The sequence below is a fragment of the Micromonospora sp. DT178 genome (assembly GCF_049841695.1).
GTDB lineage: Bacteria > Actinomycetota > Actinomycetes > Mycobacteriales > Micromonosporaceae > Micromonospora.
Genome location: NZ_JBNCKV010000001.1, coordinates 237,467 through 261,379, shown reverse-complemented (window position 1 = coordinate 261,379; position 23,913 = coordinate 237,467). Strand labels below are relative to the sequence as shown.

The following is a 23,913-nucleotide window of genomic DNA, read 5'->3' as shown; positions in this document are numbered from 1 at the left end:
GCTTGTCGTCTGGCGGTGCTGGGGCGAGGGGCTCGCTGGGGCTCATGCGTCGAGAACGACTGCCCGGAGCACCGCGTCGATGACGGTGCCTCCGTGCGGCGCTTTTCAGCGGCCCGCCGGGCACCCTCGCCGTGGCAACCGCACCAGTCTACCCGAGCTGATTCCGCGCGCTCCGGCAGTCCCCTTATCACCGTTCCCGCAGGCCCGCAGGGCGATCCGGGCCCGCCCCGGCGACACCCGCCGCCGGCCGCCGCGCGCCACCGCCCGAGGGGCCGCCGGTGCGGCCTCCGCGCCCACGACCGGTCGGCGCGGCGACGCCGCCGCTGGGGCGGCCGACGCCGGACCGGGGGGCGGCGGCGCCGCCCGGCCCGGCGTCAGACGGTCAGCTCAGGCCGCCGAAGAGGGTGGTCACCGAGCCGTCGTCGAAGACCTCGCGGATCGCCCGCGCCAGCAGCGGCGCGATCGACAGCACGGTGATCTTGTCGAGCTGCTTCTCCGGCGGCAGCGGCAGCGTGTTGGTCACCACGACCTCGCTGATCGGGCTGTTCTTCAGCCGCTCGGTCGCCGGGTCGGAGAGCAGCGCGTGGGTCGAGGCGACGATGACGTCCGCCGCGCCGGACTCCCGGAGGATGTCCGCCGCCTTGCAGATCGTGCCGCCCGTGTCGATCATGTCGTCGACGATCAGGCAGACCCGCCCCTCGACCTCACCGACCACCCGGTTCGCCACGACCTGGTTCGGCTTCAGCGGGTCCCGGGTCTTGTGGATGAACGCCAGCGGGCAGCCACCCAACCGGTCCGTCCACCGCTCCGCCACCCGCACCCGGCCCGAGTCCGGCGCGACCACCGTCATCGGGCGGCCGGCGTACTTGTGCTCGACGTACTCGGCGAGGATGTCCATCGCGAAGAGGTGGTCGACGGGGCCGTCGAAGAAGCCCTGGATCTGCGCGGTGTGCAGGTCGACGGTGAGGATCCGGTTCGCCCCGGCCGTCTTCAGCAGGTCCGCCACCAGCCGGGCCGAGATCGGCTCCCGGCCGCGGTGCTTCTTGTCCTGCCGCGCGTACGGGTAGAACGGCAGCACCACGGTGATCCGCTTGGCCGAACCGCGCTTCAGCGCGTCGATCATGATGAGGGTCTCCATGACCCACGTGTTGACCCCGTGCGTGACGGACTGCACCACGAAGGCGTCCGAACCGCGCACCGAGTCCTTGAACCGTACGAAGATCTCACCGTTGGCGAACTCGTACGCGTCGGCCGGCGTCGGCGCGACGCCGAGCACCTCACCGATCTCCTTGGCCAACTCCGGAAAGCCACGTCCGGAAAAAAGCATCAGGCTCTTGCGGTTTTCGGCGACGATGCTGCCCATGGGCCCGTCTGCTCCCGTTGGTCGGTGGTACCCGGCGGTGGTGGTGGGCCGGGGACTATTCGGTTGCAGTATCCCCCGCGCCCGAGGCCGACCCGACCGGCTCGGCATCCCCGTGGATTGCCTCACCTTCACTTGCCCGGGATCCCGGCGCCGACGCATCCTCATCGGCCGCCCGGGCCCGGGCCGCCGCCTCCGCCGAGGCCGTACCGGCCCGCTTGCGGGCCACCCAGCCGTCGATGCTGCGCTGCGGCGCACGGGTCACCCCGAGCGCGCCCGGCGGCACGTCCTGCGTGATCGCGCTGCCCGCCGCCACGTACGCCCCGGCGCCCACCTCGACGGGCGCGATGAGGCTGGTGTCGCAGCCGATGAACGCGGCCTCGCCGACCGTGGTGCGGTGCTTGTTCACCCCGTCGTAGTTCACGAAGATCGTCGCCGCGCCGATGTTCGCCTTCGCGCCGATCGTCGCGTCCCCCACGTACGACAGGTGCGGCACCTTCGCGCCCGCACCCACCTCCGAGTTCTTCACCTCGACGAACGTGCCGACCTTGGCCTTCTCGGCCAGCCGGGCGTCCGGCCGCAGGTACGCGTACGGCCCGACGCTGGCGCCCGGACCGACCTCCGCGCCCACCGCGTGGCTGCGCAGCACCGTGGCGCCCGGGCCGACGACCGTGTCGATCAGCGTCACGTCCGGCCCGACCACGGCGCCCGTGCCGACCACCGTGCCGCCGCGCAGCTGGGTGTTCTGGTCGACCACGGCGTCCCGGTCCAGCGCGACCGTCACGTCGATCCAGGTGGTGTCCGGGTCGAGCAGGCTGACCCCGGTACGCATCCACGCCTCGTTGACCCGGTCGCGCAGCAGGCGGCGCAGGGCGGCCAGCTCGACCCGGTCGTTGCAGCCCAGCGTCTCCACGTGGTCCGCCGCCACGTGCACCGCCACCGGCTCGCCGGCCGAGCCCAGCAGGGCGAAGACGTCGGTCAGGTACTCCTCGCCCTGGTCGTTGTCGGTCGACAGCTTGCCCAGCGCGTCGCGCAGCCGGGCGGCGTCGAACGCGTAGATGCCGGCGTTGATCTCCCGGATCGCCCGCTGCGCCCCGGTGGCGTCGCGCTCCTCGACGATCTGCTCGAGCCGTCCGTCGGCGTCGCGCACGATCCGGCCCAGGCCGGTCGGGTCGGGCACCTCGGCGGCGAGCACGGTCGCCGCCGCGCCCGCGCCCTCGTGCGCCTCCACGAGCGCGGCCACCGTCTCCGGGCGCAGCAGCGGCACGTCACCGTTGATGACGACCACGGTGCCGGTGGCCTCCGGCACGGCGTCCAGCGCGATCCGGACGGCGTGCCCGGTGCCGAGCTGCTCGGCCTGGAGCACCGGGGTGGCGTCGGGGGCGATCTCGGCGAGGTGCGCGCGGACCTGGTCGGCGCCGTGGCCCACCACGACCACGGTGCGGTCCGCGGCCAGCGGCGCGGCGGCGGCGAGCACGTGGCCGACGAGGGTACGGCCGAGCAGCGGGTGCAGCACCTTGGGCAGCGCCGACTTCATCCGCTTGCCCTCACCGGCGGCGAGCACGACAACGGTGCGGAGGTGGGGCTGGGACACGACAAGGGCTCCCGTCGGGACGGCGAAAAGTCTCGCGGCCATGCTAACCAGACATCGTCCGCGACGAGCGGAAGCTCCCGGGAGAGGACTCGAACCCCTACAATCAGGACCAAAACCTGACGTCCTGCCATTAGACGACCCGGGACGGTCTAAAACGGGCAAACTCAACAGCTTGCCGGACCCCTACACCTTAGCGCCCCTCGCCCGTGACGCCATCGCTCATTCCCTTCATGATCCCTTCGACCTTCCAGTAGAGGCGGCTCGACCGCGGGACGTAGACCGTGAGGCAGCCCCGATAGTCCGCGCCGACGTTCTGCCGCTTCGTCGCGGGCCGGTGCCGTTTGAGCGATGAACGCTGAAACTCCGCCGCCGGCACCCTCACCAGGTCGGCCCACCATCGCACCGCCGCCGCCTCATCCGCGCTCTCGTGGATGCTGACCCGGAACCGAAGCCCGGTTCGGGCGACCCCGAGCGCCTCGACGAATCGGAGGAACAGCAGCACCAGCGTCGGGTCGCTGTTGATGAACTTCAACCGGCAGTCATTCGGACGCCAAGGCTTCGCCTTGCCGCCTTCGCACCAATAGATCGCCGCGCCCACGAGGACCAGTTCCCGATAGCGCAGGTCTTTCACCCACGCCGCGACCTTCGCGACCGTCTCGGCCCGAGCGGCGTCGCGAGCAGCGCGATACTCGCCCCACTGGGCATCCGTCATCACCTTGGAGTGCGCCCGCCGACGAGCCCGGACCTCCTCGGAGTCGAGGTCTATCGGCAGGTGCCGCACCCACTGATAGGCGGTGGAGCGAGCCACACCGACCCGCTTTGCGATCTCCGGGACGGTGCAGCCCCGGCGTCGGAGGCGAAGCGCATCCTCATGCAGGTGCGGGGTCGGTCCACGATAGCCACGGACCGTCGGCGGATACGGATCGTCAGCCGGCGAATCGGTCATGAGCAGCAGCTTAGAACGGACGTACGACACTCCAGACATTCATCCCCGACGCTGTCCCGTGCGCACGCCGGAAACCTAAGTTACGGTGACGTAGGCGTAGCTTCGTGATCATCGCGTCCCTCTGCGAGGTGCCATGTCCGCCACGTCCCTCGACCCGACCGCCGGCCCGAAGCCCCTCACCCAGGGCACCCAGTCGCGGGGCATCCTCATCGCCCTCTGGGCGTTCGTGGTGATCCCCTTCCTGGCCCTCCTCGCCGCCGTACCGGTCGCCTGGGGTGGGTGGCTGAGCTGGACCGACGTGGCCGTCGCCGGGTTCTGGTACGTGCTCTCCGGGCTGGGCATCACGGTCGGCTACCACCGGTACTTCACGCACGGGTCGTTCAAGGCGAAGCGCTGGCTGCGGATCGCGCTGGCGGTGTCCGGCTCACTCGCGGTGCAGGGCGAGATCATCCAGTGGGTGGCCGACCACCGGCGCCACCACGCCTTCTCCGACCTGGAGGGCGACCCGCACTCGCCGTGGCGGTTCGGGGAGAGCGTCCGTGGTCTGACGAAGGGCCTGTTCCACGCGCACGTCGGCTGGCTCTTCGGCCGCGAGCTGTCCAACCGGAAGCGCTTCGCCCCGGACCTGCTCGCCGACCGGGACATCAACCGGGTGGACCGGCTGTTTCCGCTGCTGGTGGTGGTCTCGGTGCTGGGCCCCGCGCTGATGGGCGGCCTGCTCACCTGGTCGTGGCGGGGAGCGCTGTCCGCGCTCTTCTGGGCCGGCCTGGTGCGCATCGCGCTCCTGCACCACGTGACCTGGTCCATCAACTCCGTCTGCCACGTCTACGGGGAGCGGCCGTTCGCGATGCGCCAGGGCGACCGCGCGTCGAACTTCTGGCCGCTGGCGATCGTGTCGTTCGGCGAGAGCTGGCACAACCTGCACCACGCCGATCCGACCAGCGCCCGGCACGGCGTACTGCGCGGCCAGGTGGACATCTCGGCCCGGGTGATCTGGCTGTTCGAGAAGCTCGGCGCGGCGTGGGACGTGCGCTGGCCGAAGCCCGAGCGCATCGCGGCGAAGCTCGTGGAACCGGCCGCCGGGCGGTAGAGCGGGCGATGGGCGCGGAGATCGCCTGGCAGGATGGCCGGGTGACCGAGCGAAGCGGGTGCGACGCCGGGTGGCCCGGCGGCACGGGGGCGGGGCCCGCCGCGGATACGGTCGCAGGGGGCGGCGGCGCCACCCGACCGACGACCGGCGAGGGGGCGACGTGACCCAGCACGGCGGCGGCACCATCGGACGACAGGGCGTCACCGAGCGCCGGCGGAGTGACGAGAACATGGCGGATGTCCCTGGCAGCGACGGCACGACCGGCCGGCGGCGGGCGGTTCCCGCCGCGGCCTCCAAACCCTCCTCACGCGTACGCATGTCGGCGGCCCAGCGCCGGGAGCAGCTGATCTCGACCGCCCGGCAGATCTTCGCCGAGCGCGGCTTCGACGCCACCTCCATCGAGGAGGTGGCGGCCCGCGCGAAGGTCTCCAAGCCGGTGGTCTACGAGCACTTCGGCGGCAAGGAGGGGCTCTACGCGGTGGTGGTGGACCGGGAGGTCCGCGCCCTGCTGGACCGGATCACCACGGCCCTGACCGCCGGGCACCCGCGCGAGTTGCTGGAGCAGGCGGCGCTGGCCCTGCTGACGTACATCGAGGAGGAGACCAGCGGCTTCCGGGTGCTGGTGCGGGAGTCGCCGGTGCTGTCGGCGGCGGGCAACTTCAGCAGCGTGATGAACGACGTGGCGCACCAGGTGGAGCACATCCTGGGCGCCGAGTTCTCCAGCCGGGGCTACGACCCGAAGCTGGCCGAGCTCTACTCGCAGGCGCTGGTGGGGATGGTGGCGCTGACCGGCCGCTGGTGGCTGGAGGTGCGCAAGCCGCGCAAGGAGACGGTGGCGGCGCACCTGGTCAACCTGGCCTGGAGCGGGCTGTCGCACCTGGAGGCGAAGCCGAGCCTGATCACCGTGCGGGGCCGCTGACCCTGACGTCGGTCAGCGGCCGTGGGCCTCGGAGACCGGGTGGTGCCGGAGCCGCCGTTCCTCCTCGGCGTGCTCGTCGGTGCCGACCTTGTCGTACAGGCCGGTGCCGAGCAGGAGCAGACCGAAGAGCATCGACACGATGACCGTGGACATCGAGAAGTTGAGGAAGTTGGCCTCGGTCTGGAGCACGGCCATCATGAGGATGCTGGTGACCAGGAAGACGACCCCGGCGGTCAGGTTCATGTAGTGGCCGAGGTTGCCGCGTCGTGACGCCCCGATGATGAGCACGATCCCGAAGGCGACGGAGGCCAGCGAGAAGGCCAGGTTGGTGCGGAGCCCGAGGGCCCAGTTGTCGCCCCGGTCGAAGAGCGGGTCGCCCGCCGTCAGGGCGACGCCCCAGACCCCGAAGACCAGGATGTAGAGCCCCACCAGGCCGGCGAGGACCCGGTAGACCGGCCGCGCCGGGTGGTTCACGGGAAAGTGCGGCATGACCCCTCCACCAATCAGGACATTCACCCTGATTGTCCCTCGGAGGAGGTCATCCGTCCGCCGAACCGCCCGACAACAGGCGGAACGACGAAGATCCCACCCCACCGGGCCGCGACGGCCGGGACGGAGCGGGACCACGTCGGTTTTCGCCGGAGCCCGACCCGCGCAGGGATCGAGCCTGGCCGCCCGGAGCGGGTCGGGCTCCGGCGAAAATCCACCAAACCACTCAGAGCACGAGGCGGGCCTTCTGCCAGGCCTCCTGCTCCTCCTCCGAGCCGACCTTGCCGTACATGCCGACCATCAGCAGGACCAGGCTGACCACCATCAGCGCGATGACGGTGAAGATGCTGAAGTTGAAGATGTTGGCCTCGGTCTGGATGAAGGCGAGGCCGGCGAGGCTGATCACCATGAGGGCGTACGCCAGCCACTGGTTGATCATGACGTCGATGTTGCGGCCGATCGCGGTGCCGGCCAGCACCGCGGCCCCCAGCAGGGCGCTGAGCAGCGAGAAACCGAGGTTCGTGCCCTGGCCGAGGACCTGGGTGTCATCCTGGGCGAGGGCCTCGTTGCCGGCGCTCGCGATGATGCCGAGCACGCCGAAGGCCACCAGGTACAGACCGGTCAGCCCGCCGATCGCCCGGTAGACCGGCCGCGCGGGGTGGTTGACGGGGGTGTGGGCCATGTCTGAGTCTCCAACGCCGTTCGGGTGAGGGGTCGCCGACGATTGTCCCGCACCCCGAGGTGTGACGCCGCACACGGGGGCCTCCCCGTGCGGCACCGCGACCAGGGGCGGCTCAGATCGCCGGGATCTCGTCGGCCAGGGCCAGCCAGGATTCCTCGGTCCGCTCCCGCTCGGCCCGCAGCTCCTTGAGCTGGGCGTCGAGTTCGGCGACCTTGGCGTAGTCGGTGGCGTGCGTGGCGAGCTGGTCGAGCAGCGTCGCCTCCTTCTGCTCCAGCTTGGCGACCTGCCGTTCCAGCCGGGCCAGTTCCTTGCGGGCCTGCCGCGCCTCGGCGGCGGACATGCCGGCCGCGGCGGGGGTGTCGGCGCCGGCCCCGGGGGCCGTCTCCGCCATCGCGGGCCCGGGCTGGCCGGCGGCCCGGGCGAGGTACTCGTCGACGCCGCCGGGCAGGTGCACCAGCCGGCCGTCGCCGAACATCCCGTACGCGACGTCGGTGACCCGCTCGATGAGGTACCGGTCGTGACTGGCCACGATGACGGTGCCGGGCCAGGAGTCGAGCAGGTCCTCCAGCGCGGCGAGGGTGTCGGTGTCCAGGTCGTTGGTGGGCTCGTCGAACAGCAGCACGTTCGGCTCCCCGGCGAGCAGCCGGAGCATCTGCAACCGGCGACGCTCGCCGCCGGAGAGGTCGCTGACCGGCGTCCAGAGCCGCCGGTCGTCGAAGCCGAACACCTCGGCGAGCTGGGCGGCGGAGACCTCCCGGTCGCCGAGCTGCACCCGCCGGGCGACCTCCTCCACCGCTTCGAGCACGCGCAGGTGACCGGGCAGTTCGGCCAGCTCCTGGGAGAGGAAGGCCGGCCGGACGGTCGAGCCGGTGGCGAAGCGCCCGCCGTCGGGTCGGGTGATGCCGGCCAGCATCCGCAGCAGGGTGGTCTTGCCCGCCCCGTTGCGGCCGAGGACGGCGATCCGGTCGCCGGGGCCGACCTGCCAGGTGACGTCGCGCAGGATCTCCTTCGGGCCGGCGTGCAGGGTGACGTGCTCGAGGTCGTACACCTGCTTGCCGAGCCGGGCGGTGGCGAGCCGTTGCAGCGACATGGTGTCGCGCGCCGGCGGGACGTCGGCGATGAGCGCGTTGGCGGCGTCGATGCGGAAGCGCGGCTTGGAGGTGCGGGCGGGCGGCCCGCGCCGCAGCCAGGCGATCTCCTTGCGGAGCAGGTTCTGCCGGCGGGCCTCGGTGGCCGCGGCGACCCGCTCCCGCTCGACCCGGGCGAGGGTCCAGGCGGCGAAGCCGCCCTCGTACGCCCGGACGGTCTGGTCGGCGACCTCCCACGTGGTGGTGCAGACGGCGTCGAGGAACCACCGGTCGTGGGTGACCACGACCAGGGCGCCCTTGCGGCCGACGAGGTACCTCGCCAGCCAGTCGACGCCGCCGACGTCGAGGTGGTTGGTGGGCTCGTCGAGGATGAGCAGGTCGGACTCGCGGACCAGCAGCGCGGCCAGCGCGACCCGCCGCCGCTCGCCGCCGGACATCGGGCCGACGGGCTGGTCGAGGCCGAGGTGGGGCATGCCGAGGCCGTCGAGGATGGCCCGGACCCCGGCGTCGCCGGCCCACTCGTGCTCGGCGCCCATGCTCTCGCCGAGCCAGGCGGTGCCGAGCACCACGTCCCGGACGGTGGCGTCGGGGGCGAGCTGGAGGCTCTGCGGCAGCCAGGCGACCCGCAGGTCGCGGCGGTGGGTGACCCGCCCGTCGTCCGGTTCCTCGATCCGGGTGAGCAGCCGCAGCAGGGTGGACTTGCCGGCGCCGTTGAGGCCGACCACGCCGATCCGGTCGGCGTCGTCCAGGCCGAGCGAGACGTCGGTGAGCAGCGGCCCGGCGGCGCCGTAGCCCTTGGACACCCGGTCCAGGTTGACGATGTTGGCCACGACCTCACCTCCCATGATCAAGGCGTCCCGGTGCCGGCCGGCACCTGGGACGCCTGAGCCTCCCAGCGTACGCGGACCGCCCCGCCGGCCGCCGGGCGCGGGCTCCCGCGATCCCGCACCCGGCGCCCCGGGATGGGCGGTACCCGGGGCCGGGCGCGCGGGGTCGGGGAAGGGTGGGCTGGTCAGACGATCCGCGCGCCGGGCACCGGCCCGTGGGCGGTACGCGCCTCGCGGCACACGTCGGCGGACGTCAGCTCCGCGGCGATGCGCTCGGCGTCGGCGGCGTCCGCGGCGAGGAAGACGCAGGTCGGCCCCGAACCGGAGACGATGCCGGCCAGCGCGCCGGCCGCCTCGCCGGCCTTCAGCGTCTCCGCCAGCGACGGGCGCATGGCCAGGGCGGCGTCCTGGAGGTCGTTGCCGAGGGCCGCGGCGAGCACCCGCGGGTCCCGCTGGCGCAGCGCGGCGAAGAGCGCGTCGGTGCTGCCCAGCGGCGCACCGGCGGTGCCGGCCTCGCGCAGCCGGTCCAGTTCCCGGTAGGCGGCCGGGGTGGAGATGCCGCCGTCGGCAACGGCCACGACCCAGTGCCAGGTGGTGGGGCGGGCCAGCACGGGGCTGACGGACTCGCCCCGGCCGGTGCCGAGCGCGGTGCCACCCTGGATCAGGAACGGCACGTCGGAGCCGAGGTCGGCGGCGATCCGGGCCAGCTCGTCGCGGGACAGCCCGGTCCCCCAGAGCGTGTCGCAGGCGACCAGCGCCGCAGCCGCGTCGGCGCTGCCCCCGGCCAGCCCACCGGCCAGCGGGATCTGCTTGCGCAGGTGCAGCCGGGCGTGCGGCGGCACCCCGGCGTAGCCGGCGAGGGCGTGGGCCGCCCGGATGGCCAGGTTGGTGTCGTCCAGGGCCAGCTCGCCGGTGCCCTCGCCCTCCATGGTGAGGGTGAGCGTGTCGCCCCGACGGGCGGTCAGCTCGTCGTGGATGGAGATCGCGTGGTAGACGGTGTTCAGCTCGTGGTAACCGTCGCGGCGCAGCGGTCCCACCCCGAGATGCAGGTTGACCTTGGCGGGCACCCGGACCCGCACCGGTCCGCTGGCGCCGCGCCGCCGCTGCTCGTCCTCGTCGTCCGGTCCCCAGGCCTCGGTCACGGGCGTCAGCCTACTGGGCGGCGGGTGGGGCGGCCGGGGCCGACGCGGCGATGGCGGCGAACTGCGCGACGGTGAGCGACTCCCCGCGCGCCCCGGGGTCGACGCCGGCCGCGGTGAGCGCCTCGGCCGCCCGGTCCGCGCCGCCGGCCCAGCCGGCCAGCGCCGCGCGCAGGGTCTTGCGGCGCTGCGCGAAGGCCGCGTCCACCACGGCGAAGACCCGCTCCCGGGGTACGTCGGCGCGGGGCGGCTCGCGGCGGGCGAAGGCGACCAGCCCGGAGTCGACGTTCGGCACGGGCCAGAAGACGTTCGGCGGGACCTTCCCGGCGGCGCGGGCCGAGGCGTACCAGGCGAGCTTGACCGACGGCACCCCGTACACCTTGGAGCCGGGGCCGGCGACGAGCCGGTCGGCGACCTCCTTCTGCACCATCACCAGCCCGTGGCGCAGGCTGGGCAGCTCGGCGAGCAGGTGCAGCACCACCGGCACGGCCACGTTGTAGGGCAGGTTCGCCACCAGCGCGGTCGGCGGCGGGTCGGCCAGCTCGGCGGCGCGCACGCGCAGCGCGTCGGCGTGGTGCACGCTCAGCCGCGCGGCGTCGGGCCCGGCGTGCCGGGCGGCGGTGTCGGGCAGCGCGCCGGCCAGCGTCGCGTCGAGTTCCACGGCGTGCACGTGCGCGGCGGCCGGAAGCAGGGCGAGGGTGAGGGAGCCGAGGCCGGGGCCGACCTCCAGCGCCACGTCGTCCGGGGCCAGCCCGGCGGCGGTGACGATGCGCCGGACGGTGTTCGGGTCGTGCACGAAGTTCTGGCCGAGCCTCTTGGTGGGGGTGACGCCCAGCCGGGCGGCCAGTTCCCGGATCTCCGCCGGGCCGAGAAGACCGGTCACGCCCCGTAGCCTATGCGGGCCGCTCCCGGGGCGCGCGGGCCAGGGCCCCTCCCGGTCACCACGGGCCGAAGACGCGCTCGCCGGTGGCGGAGATCGCGGCGCAGAGCTCGTCCAGGTCCGCGCCGGTCGTCCCGGCCAGCGACCGTACGGTCAGCGGGATCAGGTACGAGGCGTTCGGCCGGCCCCGGTGCGGCATGGGGGTCAGGTAGGGCGCGTCGGTCTCCACGAGGATCTGCTCGACCGGGGTCAGCGCGGCGGCCTCCCGCAGCGCGGCGGCGCTGCCGAAGGTGACCGTGCCGGCGAAGCTGAGCAGGTAGCCCCGGCGGACGCACTCGCGGGCGAAGTCGGCGTCGCCGGAGAAGCAGTGCAGCACCACGGTGTCCGGCGCGCCCTCGTCGTCGAGGATCCGCAGCACGTCGGCGTGCGCGTCCCGGTCGTGGACGACCAGGGCCTTGCCGTACCGCTTGGCGATGGCGATGTGGGCCCGGAAGCTCTCCTCCTGGACGGCACGCCCCTCCTCGCCGGTACGGAAGAAGTCCATCCCGGTCTCGCCGATGCCACGCACCCGGTCCCGGGCGGCGAGCGCCTCGATCTCGCGCAGCGCCTCGTCCAGGTCGGGCAGGCGGGGTGCCTCGTTCGGGTGCAGCGCCACCGTCGCCAGCACGGCCGGGTGGCTGTCGGCGACGTCGGCCCCCCAGCGGGAGGAAGCGACGTCCACCCCGACCTGCACCAGCCGGTCGACGCCCACCGAGGCGGCGACGGCGACGGCCACGGCGACCGGGTCCCCGACGGGCACGACGCCCGGGTCCCCGTCCGCCCCCGGCTGCGGGGGCACGCCGGCCTCGCTGACGGTGATGTCGAGGTGGGTGTGGCTGTCCAGCACGGGGCGGGGCAGCGGCTCGGGCACGGGCGGGAACTCCCCGGCCCGGCGGGCGGCACGCTGCTTGCGGGTTTCGGTGGGCTCGCTCATCGCGGCCAGCATCACACACCGCCGGTGGCCCGCGTCGTGGGGACGCCACCGCCTGTTCACCAGGGCGGCACATCGCGCGCCTAGCGTCGTCGGCGTGACCAGCACCCCTCAGGCCGGCGGGAACGGCCCGCGCGTGACGTACGGGGGCGTGGTGTACCCGGCGGAGGAGATCGCCCGGGGCGCGGCGTACGAACTGTTCAGTGCCGAGGAGACGCCCGGCTTCGACTGGGCGCCCCGGCCCGGCGTCCCGCTGCCGTGGCGCAGGTTCGCGCACGCCACCGAGGTCACCGTCGTGCATCCCGCCGCCGAGCCGGGCGACGAGGCGGAGTCCCCGCTGCTGGTGCCGCTGCACCGGGAGCGGGGCTGGGCGTACGTGCAGCAGCTCAGCCAGCAGCCGGCCGCGGCCGGTGACCCGACGCTGGCGGCGGTGCGCGCCTCGGCGGTGCTGCGGCGGGGCACCCGGATGGTGAAGGTGCTCTCCGCGCCGCAGCTCGCCGGGTACGTGCGCGGGTGGCTCCCGCACGGCTTCTGCTACCGGGAGCACGACGTGGCGCACCTGCGTACGCCCGCGGCGACGGCCGTGCTGCGCACCGACGGCACGGACGGTCCCGACGGGGCGGACGTGACGTACGCGCTGCGCTGGCGGGCCGCCGACCCGGCCGACTACGACGTGCCGGTCGGCGGGGCGCACCGGGGGCTGACGGCGCTGGCGCACCGGGACCGGCTGGGCGGGGCGGTGCTCGGCACGGGCTTCGTGCCCAGCAGCGCCCAGCTCGTCCCGGAGTTCGTCACCCGGGACTTCGCGGACCTGCCGATGCCGGCGAACGCCACCCTGCTCGCCTACCCGGCCGACGGCGTGGAGGTGGTGCTCTACAGCTACCAGGCCGAGCAGCGCGGCTGGCTGCGGATGGTCGGCCCGCAGTGGCGGCACCTGCTGGCGGCGGTGCCGGGGCTCTCCCCGGACCAGGAGTACGTGCCGACCGGCGAGGCGCCCCGCTCCACCCGGCTGGTCGGCGGCTACGCCGGCGGCGAGTACGAGGCGGTGGCCGACCTGCCGGGCGGGTTCCGGGTGCTGGCGATGACCCGGGCCGCCCGGTACCCGGTGGAGTCGGCGGCCCGCCGGCTGCGGCTGGTCGACTGGCGGGGCGTGCCCTGCCTGGTGCTGCGGGAGGAGTCCGGGTGGCTGCGCCTGCGCCTGTGTCGGCCCGGTCCGGACGCGGTGGCGGAGACCGGGGCGCAGTGCCAGGAGCGGGGCGTCTACGAGACGTGGGCGCCCGCGGCCGAGGTCACCGACGACCGGGTGGTGGACCTGCCGTACGCGCTCTGAGCAGGGCCCGGCGCCCGCCTCCGGCGGCATAACCGGGGGCGGGGTGGGAAAGCGCGGGCGTCCGACCGTCACGTGACCAGGAGACGCGCATGCCTTTCATCACCGTGGGGACGGAGAACTCCGCCCCCGTCGACCTCTACTACGAGGACCACGGCTCCGGTCAGCCGATCGTGCTGATCCACGGCTTCCCGTTCAGCGGGTCGACCTGGGAGAAGCAGGCCGGGCCGTTGCAGGCCGCCGGATACCGGACGATCACGTACGACCGGCGGGGTTTCGGCAACTCCGCCCAGCCGGCGACCGGGTACGACTACGACACGTTCGCCGCCGACCTCGACGTGCTGATGACCGAGCTGGACCTGCGGAACGCGATCCTGGTCGGCCACTCGATGGGCACCGGCGAGGTGACCCGCTACCTGGGCGTGTACGGCTCGCAGCGGGTCGACCGGGCGGTGCTGCTGGCCCCGCTCGCGCCGTTCCTGCTGAAGACCTCGGACAACCCGGAGGGCGTCGACAAGAGCCTCTTCCAGGGCTTCCAGCAGGCCATCATCGACGACCGGTTCGCCTATCTGACCACCTTCTGCGAGGCGTTCTTCAACTACCAGGAGAACAAGGGCAAGCTGGTCAGCGAGGAGGCGTTCCGGGCGCACTGGGAGATCGGCGCCCGGGCCTCGGCGAAGGGCACCCACGACAGCGTGGACGCCTGGCAGACCGACTTCCGGGGCGACGTGTCCCGCATCGACGTGCCGGTGCTGATCGTGCAGGGCGACTCCGACGCGGTGCTGCCGTACCCGAAGACGGGTCAGCGGCTGCAGCCGATGCTGCCCGGCAGCCAGCTGGTCACCCTGAAGGGCGCGCCGCACGGCACCCCGTGGACGAACGCGGCCGAGGTGAACCGCAGCATCATGGACTTCATCGGGGCGCCGGCGATGGCCCGGGCCTGACGCGCCACCGGCACCAGACCGGTCGGGACGGCCGGCACCGCGACGGCGACGGGCGCGTCCCCAGCGGGGGTCGCGCCCGTCGGCACGCGGCGGCCGTCAGCCGGCCAGGCGGGCGAGTTCCTCGTCGACGATCGACGGGTCGAGCTTGCGGAAGACCGGCTTCGGCGCGGCCAGCGGCCGACCGGCCTCCAGCGGCACGGACTCCCAGCGCGCCCCGACGGTGTAGTCGCCGGTCAGCACCGGGTACGCGGGCCCGCCGTCGAGGTCCTCGACCTCCTCGATGACCGGCATCGGGGCGTGCACGCCGGTGCCGCCGAGCAGCTCGTGCACCTTCTGCGCGGAGTGCGGCAGGAACGGGGTGAGCAGCGTGTTGGCGTCGCTGACCACCTGGAGGGCGACGTGCAGGACGGTGCCCATCCGCGGCTTGTCGTCCTCGCCCTTGAGCTTCCACGGCGCCTGCTCGGAGAGGTACCGGTTGGCCTCGGCGACCACCCTCATCGCCTCGCCGATGGCCTGCTTCTGGCGGTGCCGGGCGATCAGGTCGCCGACGGTGCCGAAGCCGGCCCGGGCGACCGCGAGCAGCGCCTCGTCGGCCTCGGTGAGGCCGGCCGGGTCGACGGGCGGGATCGCGCCGAAGTTCTTGGCCGCCATGGAGACGGACCGGTTGACCAGGTTGCCCCAGCCGGCCACCAGCTCGTCGTTGTTGCGGCGCAGGAACTCGGCCCAGGTGAAGTCGGTGTCGTTGCTCTCCGGGCCGGCGGCGGCGATGAAGTAGCGCAGCGCGTCGGCGTCGTAGCGCTCCAGGAAGTCCCGGACGTAGATGACGACCCGGCGGGAGGAGGAGAACTTCTTCCCCTCCATGGTCAGGTATTCGCTGGAGACCACCTCGGTGGGCAGGTTGAGCCGGCCCAGGCTGCCCGGCTCGCCGTCCCGGCTGCCCTCGCCGGAGTAGCCGGAGAGCAGCGCCGGCCAGATCACCGAGTGGAAGACGATGTTGTCCTTGCCCATGAAGTAGTAGCCGCGGGCGTCCTTGCCCTCGGCGTCGGCGGACCACCACCTGCGCCACGCCTCGGGGTCGCCGGAGCGGCGGGCCCACTCGATCGAGGCGGAGAGGTAGCCGATCACCGCGTCGAACCAGACGTAGATGCGCTTGTCGGGGCGGTCCCGCCAGCCGTCGAGCGGGATCGGCACGCCCCACTCCAGGTCGCGGGTGATGGCCCGGGGCTGGAGGTCGTCGAGCAGGTTCTTCGAGAAGCGCAGCACGTTGGGCCGCCAGCCCTCGCGGGTGTCGAGCCACTGCCGCAGCACGTCGGCGAGGGCGGGCAGGTCGAGGAAGAAGTGCTCGGTCTCGACGAACTTCGGGGTCTCCCCGTTGATCCGCGACTTCGGGTCGATCAGGTCGATCGGGTCGAGCTGGTTGCCGCAGTTGTCGCACTGGTCGCCGCGCGCGCTGTCGTAGCCGCAGATCGGGCAGGTGCCCTCGATGTAGCGGTCCGGCAGCGTCCGGCCCGTGGACGGGGAGATCGCCCCCATCGTGGTCTTCGGGACGATGTAGCCGTTGCGGTGCATCCCCTCGAACAACTCCTGCACCACCGCATAGTGGTTGCGGGTGGTGGTGCGGGTGAACAGGTCGTAGGAGAGCCCGAGGCCGTGCAGGTCCTCCACGATCACCCGGTTGTAGCGGTCGGCCAGCTCGCGCGGGGTGACCCCGTCGGCGTCCGCCTGCACCTGGATGGGGGTGCCGTGCTCGTCGGTGCCCGACACCATGAGCACGTCGTGCCCGGCCATCCGCATGTACCGGCTGAAGACGTCGGAGGGAACGCCGAAACCGGAGACGTGGCCGATGTGGCGCGGGCCGTTGGCGTACGGCCAGGCGACCGCCGCGAGAACGTGACTCATGACCAGCAAGCCTAGTGACCCGCTCACGGTGACCGCGAATCAATAGGGCACCCGGGTCGGCGGCCCGGCCGGACCGGGTCCGCCGTTTGCCCGATTTGTCGCCGACACGCGGCCTGAGCTGCCGGTCGAGGCCCCGGTCGCGGGGTGCAATGAACGCCGTGACTGGCAGACGAGCGGCCCGGGATCGTGACGACCGTCCCTCCGGCGCGACGGACGGCGGCGCGGGGAGGGCGCCACGCGGCACCCGCGCGCCGCACCCCCGGGTGGTCCCGGCCGCCGCGCCGCCGGAGTCGCCCCCGGAACCGCCCGCCGAGGCCGCCGGGCCGGTGGCGGCCCCGCCGTCCCCCGCGCCCGCCGTCGAGGTGGAGCCCACGACCGGGGCGCCCGTCGACGCCCTGCCGCGCCGGGTCCCCGTGCGGCAGCCGAACCGCTGGCCCCGCCGGGGTCGCTCCCCCGCCGGCACGCCCGACCGGGACGACGCCGGGCGTACGCCGGACGGCGGAGGTACGCCGGACGGCGGAGGTACGCCGGACGGCGGAGGTACGCCGGACGGTCGGGTCACGCCCGACGGCGAGGGCGGCGGGGGTGCGCCCGACGGTGGCGACGGCGCGTACTGGCCGCCGATCGAGCTGGTGCACTGGGACGGCACGCCGATCCGGGAGGAGCCGCCGCACGAGCGGCAGCGCTCGGCCCGGGACGACGCGGCGCGGCGGCGGGCCCACCGCACCCCGCGCCCGCCCGATCCGCTGCCGGGGCTGGCCGCGCTGCTGGCGCTGAGCCTGGTGGCGGCGTTCTTCGCCTGGGTCAGCGCGGGCCCGTTCTGGCTGGCGGTGGGGCACGCCACCCGGGGCACGGTGGTGATCGCCGACTGCACCGGAGGCGGCCTCACGCAACGCTGCCGGGGCAACTTCGCCCCCGCCGACGAGACGTGGACCGCGTACGGCGTGCGGGTGAGCGGGGTGGCCGCGGAGCGCGCCGCGACCGGCACGATCCTGCCGGCCCGGATGACCGGCCCGGACGGCGGCACCGCGTACGCGGACACCGGCCCGGCCGCGCACCTGCGCTGGCTGCTCGGCCTGCTGGCGGTGCTGGGCTGCGCCGCCGGGATCGCCCGGTGGACGGGCTCGACCCGCCTCGCCGCCCCCCGCGCCCGCCGCTGGGCGGTCGCCGGCGCGCTGGCCGGCCCGTTGCTGATCACCGCCGGCTTCCTCGTCGCCGCCTGGTGAACCCCACGGGTGCTGTCGGGCGGCCCGGCCGGACCGCCGTCGGGCGCCCGGCCAGGCCGCCGGGACGTGCCCGGCCACGCCGCCGTCGGGTGCCCGGCCAGGCCGTCGGGTGCCCGGCCGGCCGCTGGGGGGTGCCCGGCCAGGCCGCGTCGATTTCCGCTCGGGGGGTCAGGCGTGCACGACGGCGTAGACGTCGCGGCGGCGCAGGGCGTACTCCGTGGCGACCTCGGTGATCGCGTCCCGGCGGGACAGCCCGGCGGCCTCGCGGGCGGCGACAGCGGCCCGTAGCGTGTCGTCGTCGGGCCGCTCGGGGGCCGACTCGGGCGCGCCGGCCACGACGAGGGTGATCTCGCCACGCGGCTCCCCCTCGGTCGCCCAGTCGGCCAGCTCGCCGAGCGGGCGGCGGACGATCTCCTCGTACGTCTTGGTCAGCTCGCGGCAGAGCGCGGCGGGCCGGTCGGCGCCGAACGCGGCGGCCAGGTCGGCGAGCGCGGCGGCGATCCGGTGCGGCGCCTCGAAGAAGACCAGCGTCCGCTCCTCGGCGGCGAGGGCCCGCAGTCGGGAGCGGCGGGCGCCGCCGGTGCGCGGCAGGAAGCCCTCGAAGCAGAACCGGTCGCAGGGCAGGCCGGACAGGGCCAGGGCGGTGGTGACCGCGCTCGGGCCGGGCGCGGCGGTGACCGGCACGCCGGCGTCCAGGGCGGCGGTGACGAGCCGGTAGCCCGGGTCGGAGACGCTCGGCATGCCGCCGTCGGTGACGAGGGCGACCAGGTAGCCGGCGGTCAGCACGTCGACCAGCTCGGGGGTGCGTCGCTCCTCGTTGCCCTCGAAGTAGGAGACGATCCGGCCGCCGACGGTGACGTCGAGGTCCCGGGCCAGCCGGACGAGCCGGCGGGTGTCCTCGGCGGCCACCACGTCCGCGGCGGCGAGCACCTCGCGGAACCGGGCGGAGGCGTCGGCGGGGTTGCCGAGCGGCGCGCCGAGCAGGACCAGGCGCCCGGTTTCGGACTTTTCACCCACGGGATGCAACTCCTTCATCGACGGCTTGCCCGGTATCGGAGACGACGGGCGCCACCGGGCACCTTCGCAGCCTACGATCGCCGGGTGACGAGTGCGTCGACAGCACAGAGCGCGGACCAGGCGGGGCAGGACCTCACGGACGGGAGCCCGCCGGAGGGTGCGTCCCCGGCTGCCGGCGGGATCCCCGGCGTGGTCCGGCGGCGGCTGGCCACCGTCGAGGCCCGGCTGGACGGGCGCTCCTGGCTCGCCACCGGCGTGATCGTCGCCATCGCGGCGATCCTGCGCTTCGTCGGCCTGAGCCACCCGCCGGGCAAGATCTTCGACGAGACCTACTACGCCCGGGACGCCTGGGGGCTGGTCGACAAGGGCGTCGAGTGGAACTACAAGGACGGCGGCCCGTCGTACGTGGTCCACCCGCCGCTGGGCAAGTGGCTGATCGGGCTCGGCGAGTGGGCCTTCGGCTACTCCGACACCGAGCACGGCATCTCCGTGCCGGGGCACCTGACGACGACCGCGCCGGAGTTCGGCTGGCGGTTCGCGGCGGCGGTGGTCGGCACCCTGTCGGTGCTGCTGCTGGTCCGCATCGGCCGGCGGATGTTCCACTCGACCGCGCTGGGCTGCGCCGCCGGCCTGCTGCTCGCGCTGGACGGCTTCCACCTGGTGCTGTCCCGCACCGCGCTGCTCGACATCTTCCTGCTGTTCTTCGTGCTGGCCACCTTCGGCGCCCTGGTGCTCGACCGGGACGCCCGGCGCCGCCGGTGGGCCCGGGCACTGGAGTCGGGCCTGGACCCGGGCCGGCCGGGACGGGCCGGGCGGCCGGCGGGCGGCTGGCGGAACTGGCCGTGGTGGCGGCTCGCCGCCGGGGTCCTGTTCGGCTGCGCGTGCGCGGTCAAGTGGAGCGCGCTCTACTTCCTGCCCGTCTTCGCGCTGCTGGTGGTCCTGTGGGAGGTCGGGCTCCGCCGCTCCGCCGGCGCACGCCGGCCGTGGCGGGACACCCTCCTCGACGAGGTGCCGTGGCTGGTGCTCGCCGGGGTGCTGATGGTGCTCACCTACGTCGGCACCTGGTCCGGCTGGCTGCTTAGCGACGAGGGCTACTACCGGCTCGCCGAGCGCTACCCGAACGCCCCGCTGAGCGACACCCCGGTGTTCGGCGCGCTGAACAACCTGATCGAGTACCACAAGGCCGCGTACGGCTTCCACACCGGACTCGACGATTCGCACAAGTACCAGTCGTGGCCGTGGCAGTGGCTGCTGCTGGGCCGGCCGGTCGCCTTCTACTGGTCCGGCAACGGGTCCTGCGGGGCGCCGAGCTGCGCCTCGGAGATCCTGCTGCTCGGCACCCCTCTGCTCTGGTGGTCGTTCCTGCCCGCCCTGGCGGCGCTGGCCTGGCTGGGCCTGGCCCGGCGGGACTGGCGGGCGGGGGCGATCCTGCTCGTCGTGGCGGCCGGCCTGCTGCCCTGGTTCTGGTTCGCGCTCGACGGCCGGACGATGTTCTCCTTCTACACCGCGCCGGCCCTGCCGTTCCTGGTGCTGGCGGTGGTCTACGTGCTCGGCGCGATCATCACGCCGGCCGGTCCACCGGGCGCCGTAGCCGCGCAGCCGGGGGCCGTCGCCGCGCAGCCGGGCGACGCCGGGGCTGTCGCCGGGGGCCGGGAGTCGGACGAGGCCCGGGACCGCAGGCTGGTCGGCGGGGTGATCGCCGGGGCGTACGTCCTGCTGGTCGCGCTCTGCTTCGCGTACTTCCATCCGATCTTCGTCGGGAAGGTGCTGCCGTACGCCGAGTGGTCGGCGCGGATGTGGCTGGACGGCCGCTGGATCTGACGGACGGCACGGCACCCGCCGCGCGCCCCGGGCGGCGCGGCGGGTGCACGGAGAACGGGCCCGCACGCGATGGCGTGCGGGCCCGTTCGACGTAGATGCGCGCCCCGATCGCCTGCCACGGGGGAAGCGGGCGATTGGGGCGCGCATCAAGAGCTTAACCACGACGTACCACTGGCACAACGGGTCGACTTCGGTCAGATTTCCGACCTACGCGACACGGCACGGATGGTTTACATCCGACATCTTACGGTCCGTCATCTTGCGCAAACGGTACGGATCGGCAGCCCCTGTGGGGCCGGCATCTGCCACATTTTGCAGCGATCGGGATTCCCACCAACGGGAGTGTTCCCGTAACGTATCGATCGATTTGGTTCTCCAGTCACCCTGGGTCCGGTCCGTCGGCACCCGGGCCGGTTGCACTGTCAGCCACCCCCGATCGATCGGACGGAGTTCGCGATGACCCGTACCCTCCGCTGGGCCGGCGGCCTGCTGGCCACCGTCACCGCCGCCACCCTCGGCCTGTCCGCCCCCGCCCACGCGGCCACCGTCTCGGTACCGTTGCGCACCCTCGTCGCCGACCTGCCGGTGGCCACCGAGAGCCGCACCGGCTACTCGCGGGACCTGTTCCCGCACTGGACCGACGCGGACTCCGACGGCTGCAACACCCGCTACGAGGTGCTGATCGCCGAGGCCACCACCCGCCCCACGGTGGGCTCCGGCTGCCAGCTGACCGGCGGGCGCTGGCGCTCCTACTACGACGCGGCCTACTGGACCAACCCGTCCGACCTGGACATCGACCACCTGGTCCCGCTGGCCGAGGCGTGGGACTCGGGCGCCCGCAACTGGACCACGACGCGGCGGCAGGCGTTCGCCAACGACCTCGGCGACGTCAGGTCGCTGGTCGCGGTGACCGACAACGTCAACCAGGCCAAGGGCGACCAGGACCCGACGACCTGGATGCCGACCAACGAGAAGTGCCGCTACGTCGGCGAGTGGGTGGCGGTCAAGACCCGCTGGCGGTTGAGCGTCGACAGCGCCGAGAAGAGCGCGCTGACCAGCCGGGCGAGTTCCTGCACGAACATCACGATCACCGTGACGCACGCGTACTGACCGCCGGGCACCCCCGGGGGCGGCCGGCCGGTCGCCCCCGGGGGTGCGGTCAGAACGCCCGGGGGCTGCGGGGCAGCCAACCGATGAACCGGTCCTGGAGGGACGTGCCGGACGACGGCGGCAGATCCTGTGCGGCGGCCGCGAGGCAGGACCCCAGGTACACGCTGAGCATGGCCCGGTCGAGCCGGTACTCCTCCAGCAGACGGGACCGCTTTTCCGCGCACGGCCAGTCGGCGCCGCACGTGCCGCACGTCCAGCCGGGAGCCAGTGGAGCATGCCCGTCCGCCCCGGACGCCGAGGACTCCGCACCATCGGTCATCGCTCTCCCTCTCCGGTTCACGTGGCGACCCGCCCCCGTCAGGCCGGTCGACAGTGGACCGGCCTCGCCCACCGGCGACGCACTGTCAGCGCCGCGGGACGCTGCGGCGTTACGCCTTGCGGTACGTTCACCACCATGGCCCTCGCGACGCCGACCGTGGAGCGGGTGCCGGCCGGGCGGTCCGGTCGCCAACCGCCGCACCGGCCGCCGGCCGACGGGCTCGACGCCGGGCGGGCGCGCGGGCGGTCGTACCTGTCGGGAGGCGGCGATGCGTGACCTGCTGCCACCGGCCGTGGCGGTGGCCGTGGCCGGGGCGTCGGACTGGGCCGGCGAACTGCTGCCGGCCGAGCGGGCCTGCCTGGGCGAACGCGCGGTGGAGAGCCGTCGCCGCGACTACACCGCCGGGCGGGTCTGCGCCCGCCGGGCGATGGCTGCCCTCGGCGTACCGCCGGTCGCGGTGCCGTCGGCCGCCGACCGGTCGCCGGTCTGGCCGGCCGGTGTGGTCGGCGCCATCACCCACACCCACGGCTACTGCGCGGCGGTCGCGGCCCGCGCCGGCGAGATCCGGTCGGTCGGCATCGACGCCGAGGGGCACCGGGAGCTCAACGCGGGCGTACGCCGGCTGATCTGCCTGCCCGAGGAGGACGAGCGGTGCGCCCGCCTGCCGGCGGGGACCTCCTGGCCGGCGGTGGTGTTCAGCGTCAAGGAGACGGTCTACAAGGTGTGGCACCCGGTCGTCGGCACGTGGCTGGGCTTCCACGACGCCCTGGTGGAGCTCGATCCGGACGCCGGCACGTTCACCGCCCGCATCGCGTCGGCGCCGCGCGACGCAGCCCCGGTACCCGATCCGCCCGCGCTGGTCACCGGCCGGTTCAGCGTCGACGAGTCCCTGGTCCGCACCGCCGCGGTGCTGCTGCCCGGTTGACCCGGGCAGGGAATCCGAACAGGGGACGGCGCGGCGCTGCCGGAGACGCGAAGATGGTCCGTTGTCCGCGCACGGTAGCGTCAGCCGCGTTTGCCGTCGTCGTCAGGTGCCTAGGAGTACGGTGAGTCACCCCCCGCCCCCATACGGGCCTCAGGATCCGAACCAGCCGAACCCGGAGCAGCAGCCGCCGCAGCCACCGGCACCGATGCCGCAGTTCCCCGCCGACCAGGGCGGCTACCCGCCGCAGCCGCCGACCTCCGGCGCCCCGCAGACCACGGGCGACCCGTGGGCCCCCCTGCCGCCCGTGCCGCCGCAGCAGCCGGCCGGCGACCCGTGGGCCGCGCCGCAGCCGCCGGTCTCCGGCGCGCCGCACCCCCCGGTGTCGGGCGCGCCGCAGCCCCCGGTGTCGGGCGCGCCCGGCGAGCCGTGGGCGCAGCCGCCGGTCTCCGGCGTACCGCAGCCCCCGGTCTCCGGGATGCCGCAGCCGCCGGTCTCCGGGGTGCCGGGTGAGCCGTGGGCCGCCCCGCACCAGCCGACCTCGGGCACGCCGTACCCGCCGCCCGGCTATCCGGCCGGTGGGCCCGGCTACCCGCCGCCCGGTGGGCCCGGTTACCCGGGCGGCGCGCCCGGTTACCCGCTCGGCGCGCCGCATCCGGTCGCGCCGCCGAAGAAGAACAAGACCGTCCTGATCGTCGTGGCCGTGGTGGCCGTGCTGGCCCTGCTCTGCTGCGTCGGCGGTGTCGTCGCGCTCGTCGCAGGCGCCAACAAGGCGGCGAACGACCTGGAGAAGGCCGCCACCCCGCGCATCACGCTGCAGCCGGACGGTCCGTCCCCGTCGGCGAAGGACGGCGAGACCTTCAACATGAAGCCCGGCGCCACCCTGGTGGTCTCCGACGACGAGGGGACCATCGAGATCACGGTCACCCGGTTCACCACGGAGACCAAGGGCTGCCGGTCGTACGCCCCGGCCCCCGACAAGGGCATGTACCTGATCGCCCACGTCACCGCGACCGTGACCAAGGGCAAGAGCTCCATCAACCCGTTCTACTTCAACTGGGTGGCCGCCAACGGCACCACGGCCAACGGCCTGGCGAGCGCGCTCTCCGGCTGCGGCGACACGTTGGGCTCCGGCAACAACCTGCGCGAGGGCAGCAAGCGGGCGGGCACGGTGGTGTTCAACGTGGCCGACAAGAACGGCGCGCTGGAGTATCAGCACAAGTTCGAGACCAGCGGCTCCTGGAAGCCGTGATCCACAGCTCGTGACGGGAGGCCGGTCCCTCGGGGACCGGCTTCCCGCGCTCTTCCCGACCGCCCGCCGCCCGCCGCTGCGCCACCCCGCCG

General features: G+C 73.9%; 21 protein-coding genes and 1 tRNA gene. 9 read left to right on the top strand and 13 right to left on the bottom strand.

Annotated elements, in window-relative coordinates:
* Positions 1-382: 382 nt before the first annotated feature.
* The 4 genes from ACLQ22_RS01305 to ACLQ22_RS01290 all read right to left on the bottom strand — a co-directional run bounded on the left by ACLQ22_RS01305 (position 383) and on the right by ACLQ22_RS01290 (position 3,900).
* A complete protein-coding gene (locus ACLQ22_RS01305; protein WP_121396689.1) occupies positions 383-1,363 on the bottom strand; it encodes a ribose-phosphate diphosphokinase in 981 nt (326 codons plus the stop codon).
* A 55-nt stretch (positions 1,364-1,418) separates the two neighbouring features.
* Positions 1,419-2,996, bottom strand: coding sequence for a bifunctional UDP-N-acetylglucosamine diphosphorylase/glucosamine-1-phosphate N-acetyltransferase GlmU (glmU, locus tag ACLQ22_RS01300; protein ID WP_425690681.1), 1,578 nt, complete (start codon positions 2,994-2,996; stop codon positions 1,419-1,421).
* A 32-nt stretch (positions 2,997-3,028) separates the two neighbouring features.
* Positions 3,029-3,099: transfer RNA gene (locus tag ACLQ22_RS01295), tRNA-Gln, on the bottom strand.
* Positions 3,100-3,144: 45 nt separating this feature from the next.
* Positions 3,145-3,900 carry a helix-turn-helix domain-containing protein gene (locus ACLQ22_RS01290; RefSeq protein WP_425690680.1) on the bottom strand — a complete coding sequence of 252 codons (756 nt, stop codon included), beginning with the start codon at positions 3,898-3,900 and terminating at the stop codon, positions 3,145-3,147.
* 133 nt (positions 3,901-4,033) lie between these two features.
* Between ACLQ22_RS01290 and ACLQ22_RS01285 the strand changes: the two genes are divergently transcribed.
* Together ACLQ22_RS01285 and ACLQ22_RS01280 are read left to right on the top strand one after the other, a co-directional pair.
* Positions 4,034-4,990: an acyl-CoA desaturase gene (locus ACLQ22_RS01285; protein WP_425690679.1), complete on the top strand. Its 957-nt coding sequence runs from the start codon at positions 4,034-4,036 to the stop codon at positions 4,988-4,990.
* Between the two features lie 229 nt (positions 4,991-5,219).
* Positions 5,220-5,909: a TetR family transcriptional regulator gene (locus ACLQ22_RS01280; RefSeq protein WP_425691053.1), complete on the top strand. Its 690-nt coding sequence runs from the start codon at positions 5,220-5,222 to the stop codon at positions 5,907-5,909.
* A 12-nt stretch (positions 5,910-5,921) separates the two neighbouring features.
* Here the strand turns inward: ACLQ22_RS01280 and ACLQ22_RS01275 are convergent, their stop codons facing one another.
* The 6 genes from ACLQ22_RS01275 to ACLQ22_RS01250 all read right to left on the bottom strand — a co-directional run bounded on the left by ACLQ22_RS01275 (position 5,922) and on the right by ACLQ22_RS01250 (position 11,999).
* Complete coding sequence (locus ACLQ22_RS01275) at positions 5,922-6,398, bottom strand: DUF4383 domain-containing protein (protein WP_425690678.1); 477 nt, start codon at positions 6,396-6,398, stop codon at positions 5,922-5,924.
* Positions 6,399-6,624: 226 nt separating this feature from the next.
* Positions 6,625-7,080: a DUF4383 domain-containing protein gene (locus ACLQ22_RS01270; RefSeq protein WP_121396694.1), complete on the bottom strand. Its 456-nt coding sequence runs from the start codon at positions 7,078-7,080 to the stop codon at positions 6,625-6,627.
* A gap of 112 nt (positions 7,081-7,192) precedes the next feature.
* Positions 7,193-8,998, bottom strand: a complete 1,806-nt coding sequence (locus ACLQ22_RS01265; RefSeq protein WP_425690677.1) for an ABC-F family ATP-binding cassette domain-containing protein — start codon at positions 8,996-8,998, stop codon at positions 7,193-7,195.
* Between the two features lie 182 nt (positions 8,999-9,180).
* Positions 9,181-10,137: a 4-(cytidine 5'-diphospho)-2-C-methyl-D-erythritol kinase gene (locus ACLQ22_RS01260; RefSeq protein WP_425690676.1), complete on the bottom strand. Its 957-nt coding sequence runs from the start codon at positions 10,135-10,137 to the stop codon at positions 9,181-9,183.
* Positions 10,138-10,147: 10 nt separating this feature from the next.
* A complete protein-coding gene (gene rsmA, locus ACLQ22_RS01255) occupies positions 10,148-11,017 on the bottom strand; it encodes a 16S rRNA (adenine(1518)-N(6)/adenine(1519)-N(6))-dimethyltransferase RsmA (RefSeq protein ID WP_425690675.1) in 870 nt (289 codons plus the stop codon).
* A 55-nt stretch (positions 11,018-11,072) separates the two neighbouring features.
* On the bottom strand, positions 11,073-11,999 hold the full coding sequence (locus ACLQ22_RS01250; protein WP_425690674.1) for a TatD family hydrolase: 927 nt from the start codon (positions 11,997-11,999) through the stop codon (positions 11,073-11,075).
* An 82-nt stretch (positions 12,000-12,081) separates the two neighbouring features.
* On the opposite strand from ACLQ22_RS01250, the gene ACLQ22_RS01245 reads away from it, so the two are divergent.
* Both ACLQ22_RS01245 and ACLQ22_RS01240 read left to right on the top strand, forming a co-directional pair.
* Entirely contained in the window at positions 12,082-13,314 is a 1,233-nt protein-coding gene (locus ACLQ22_RS01245; RefSeq protein WP_425690673.1) for a hypothetical protein, read from the top strand.
* Between the two features lie 89 nt (positions 13,315-13,403).
* Positions 13,404-14,255, top strand: a complete 852-nt coding sequence (locus ACLQ22_RS01240) for an alpha/beta fold hydrolase (RefSeq protein WP_425690672.1) — start codon at positions 13,404-13,406, stop codon at positions 14,253-14,255.
* Between the two features lie 96 nt (positions 14,256-14,351).
* Here the strand turns inward: ACLQ22_RS01240 and metG are convergent, their stop codons facing one another.
* Positions 14,352-16,154 carry a methionine--tRNA ligase gene (metG, locus tag ACLQ22_RS01235; RefSeq protein ID WP_425690671.1) on the bottom strand — a complete coding sequence of 601 codons (1,803 nt, stop codon included), beginning with the start codon at positions 16,152-16,154 and terminating at the stop codon, positions 14,352-14,354.
* A gap of 158 nt (positions 16,155-16,312) precedes the next feature.
* Between metG and ACLQ22_RS01230 the strand changes: the two genes are divergently transcribed.
* Positions 16,313-17,380, top strand: a complete 1,068-nt coding sequence (locus ACLQ22_RS01230) for a hypothetical protein (protein ID WP_425690670.1) — start codon at positions 16,313-16,315, stop codon at positions 17,378-17,380.
* 168 nt (positions 17,381-17,548) lie between these two features.
* On the opposite strand, the gene rsmI is transcribed toward ACLQ22_RS01230, so the two are convergent.
* On the bottom strand, positions 17,549-18,415 hold the full coding sequence (rsmI, locus tag ACLQ22_RS01225) for a 16S rRNA (cytidine(1402)-2'-O)-methyltransferase (RefSeq protein WP_425690669.1): 867 nt from the start codon (positions 18,413-18,415) through the stop codon (positions 17,549-17,551).
* Positions 18,416-18,481: 66 nt separating this feature from the next.
* On the opposite strand from rsmI, the gene ACLQ22_RS01220 reads away from it, so the two are divergent.
* A complete protein-coding gene (locus tag ACLQ22_RS01220) occupies positions 18,482-20,218 on the top strand; it encodes a dolichyl-phosphate-mannose--protein mannosyltransferase (protein ID WP_425690668.1) in 1,737 nt (578 codons plus the stop codon).
* Positions 20,219-20,674: 456 nt separating this feature from the next.
* The gene (locus tag ACLQ22_RS01215; protein WP_425690667.1) at positions 20,675-21,328 is read left to right on the top strand and encodes an HNH endonuclease family protein; all 654 of its coding nucleotides are present in this window, start codon (positions 20,675-20,677) and stop codon (positions 21,326-21,328) included.
* A 49-nt stretch (positions 21,329-21,377) separates the two neighbouring features.
* Here ACLQ22_RS01215 and ACLQ22_RS01210 read toward each other — a convergent pair whose 3' ends face one another.
* Positions 21,378-21,647 carry a hypothetical protein gene (locus ACLQ22_RS01210; protein ID WP_425690666.1) on the bottom strand — a complete coding sequence of 90 codons (270 nt, stop codon included), beginning with the start codon at positions 21,645-21,647 and terminating at the stop codon, positions 21,378-21,380.
* A 268-nt stretch (positions 21,648-21,915) separates the two neighbouring features.
* Between ACLQ22_RS01210 and ACLQ22_RS01205 the strand changes: the two genes are divergently transcribed.
* Positions 21,916-22,572 (top strand): 4'-phosphopantetheinyl transferase family protein, encoded by a 657-nt coding sequence (locus ACLQ22_RS01205; protein WP_425690665.1) that lies wholly within the window; start codon positions 21,916-21,918, stop codon positions 22,570-22,572.
* A gap of 205 nt (positions 22,573-22,777) precedes the next feature.
* Positions 22,778-23,821 carry a hypothetical protein gene (locus ACLQ22_RS01200; protein ID WP_425690664.1) on the top strand — a complete coding sequence of 348 codons (1,044 nt, stop codon included), beginning with the start codon at positions 22,778-22,780 and terminating at the stop codon, positions 23,819-23,821.
* Positions 23,822-23,913 lie beyond the last annotated feature (92 nt).

What these genes read in the sequence shown, in the direction of transcription:
- ACLQ22_RS01305 (WP_121396689.1), bottom strand. Translation starts at nt 1,363, where the DNA reads ATGGGCAGCATCGTCGCCGAAAACCGCAAGAGCCTGATGCTTTTTTCC.
- glmU (WP_425690681.1), bottom strand. Translation starts at nt 2,996, where the DNA reads ATGGCCGCGAGACTTTTCGCCGTCCCGACGGGAGCCCTTGTCGTGTCC.
- ACLQ22_RS01290 (WP_425690680.1), bottom strand. Translation starts at nt 3,900, where the DNA reads ATGACCGATTCGCCGGCTGACGATCCGTATCCGCCGACGGTCCGTGGC.
- ACLQ22_RS01285 (WP_425690679.1), top strand. Translation starts at nt 4,034, where the DNA reads ATGTCCGCCACGTCCCTCGACCCGACCGCCGGCCCGAAGCCCCTCACC.
- ACLQ22_RS01280 (WP_425691053.1), top strand. Translation starts at nt 5,220, where the DNA reads ATGGCGGATGTCCCTGGCAGCGACGGCACGACCGGCCGGCGGCGGGCG.
- ACLQ22_RS01275 (WP_425690678.1), bottom strand. Translation starts at nt 6,398, where the DNA reads ATGCCGCACTTTCCCGTGAACCACCCGGCGCGGCCGGTCTACCGGGTC.
- ACLQ22_RS01270 (WP_121396694.1), bottom strand. Translation starts at nt 7,080, where the DNA reads ATGGCCCACACCCCCGTCAACCACCCCGCGCGGCCGGTCTACCGGGCG.
- ACLQ22_RS01250 (WP_425690674.1), bottom strand. Translation starts at nt 11,999, where the DNA reads ATGCTGGCCGCGATGAGCGAGCCCACCGAAACCCGCAAGCAGCGTGCC.
- ACLQ22_RS01240 (WP_425690672.1), top strand. Translation starts at nt 13,404, where the DNA reads ATGCCTTTCATCACCGTGGGGACGGAGAACTCCGCCCCCGTCGACCTC.
- metG (WP_425690671.1), bottom strand. Translation starts at nt 16,154, where the DNA reads ATGAGTCACGTTCTCGCGGCGGTCGCCTGGCCGTACGCCAACGGCCCG.
- rsmI (WP_425690669.1), bottom strand. Translation starts at nt 18,415, where the DNA reads ATGAAGGAGTTGCATCCCGTGGGTGAAAAGTCCGAAACCGGGCGCCTG.
- ACLQ22_RS01215 (WP_425690667.1), top strand. Translation starts at nt 20,675, where the DNA reads ATGACCCGTACCCTCCGCTGGGCCGGCGGCCTGCTGGCCACCGTCACC.
- ACLQ22_RS01210 (WP_425690666.1), bottom strand. Translation starts at nt 21,647, where the DNA reads ATGACCGATGGTGCGGAGTCCTCGGCGTCCGGGGCGGACGGGCATGCT.
- ACLQ22_RS01205 (WP_425690665.1), top strand. Translation starts at nt 21,916, where the DNA reads ATGCGTGACCTGCTGCCACCGGCCGTGGCGGTGGCCGTGGCCGGGGCG.
- ACLQ22_RS01200 (WP_425690664.1), top strand. Translation starts at nt 22,778, where the DNA reads ATGCCGCAGTTCCCCGCCGACCAGGGCGGCTACCCGCCGCAGCCGCCG.